This is a genomic window from Vibrio sp. 10N.222.55.C6, assembly GCF_041473395.1.
Taxonomy (GTDB): Bacteria; Pseudomonadota; Gammaproteobacteria; order Enterobacterales; family Vibrionaceae; genus Vibrio; species Vibrio crassostreae_C.
Genome location: NZ_JBFRSD010000706.1, coordinates 1 through 596, shown reverse-complemented (window position 1 = coordinate 596; position 596 = coordinate 1). Strand labels below are relative to the sequence as shown.

1 protein-coding gene is annotated in these 596 nt (G+C 43.0%); it reads left to right on the top strand.

All coding sequences use genetic code 11. The features are described from left to right. Window positions 1-194 precede the first annotated feature (194 nt). The coding region (locus AB4486_RS25745) for a glycine betaine ABC transporter substrate-binding protein (RefSeq protein WP_372119574.1) at window positions 195-596 on the top strand (402 nt) is incomplete at its 3' end.

Genomic DNA, 596 nt, shown 5'->3' with positions numbered 1-596 from the left:
TTCATACTCTCTAGCTGTCCATTTTAAATGTATGGTTTATCTTTTATTCCAACTCCTCTCATCTAACTTAGAAACAGACCGATCGTAGTCAGTTCAAATAAGTCACAAATATCTGGGTGATTGCTCTTTATCCCTTTAAGTTTTTTTGCTTAGATACAATTTCAACCATCTGACAATTAAAGGGATTTCGTCATATGAAAATCAAAACATCTGCGATTTTCGTGCTCTCCGCTCTAGCGTTACCTTCTCATGCCAATGAGTGTGGTGAGTTCACGATAGCCGATATGAACTGGAACTCGGCAAGCCTAATAGCACACGTAGACCAATTCATTCTTAATGAAGGTTATGGCTGCGACGCACAACTTATCCCCGGAGATAGCGTTCCAACGGGTACCTCCATGATCGAAAAAGGTCAGCCAGATGTCGCACCCGAACTTTGGACAAACGGAATCAAAGAAGCACTAGACAAAGGCGTAGCGGATAAACGGTTACGTTATGCAGGTAAGTCGCTGGTTAATGGGGGTGAAGAAGGGTTTTGGGTCCCGAACTACCTTGTTGAACAGTATCCGGAGCTCACGACTATCGAAGTTGTGATT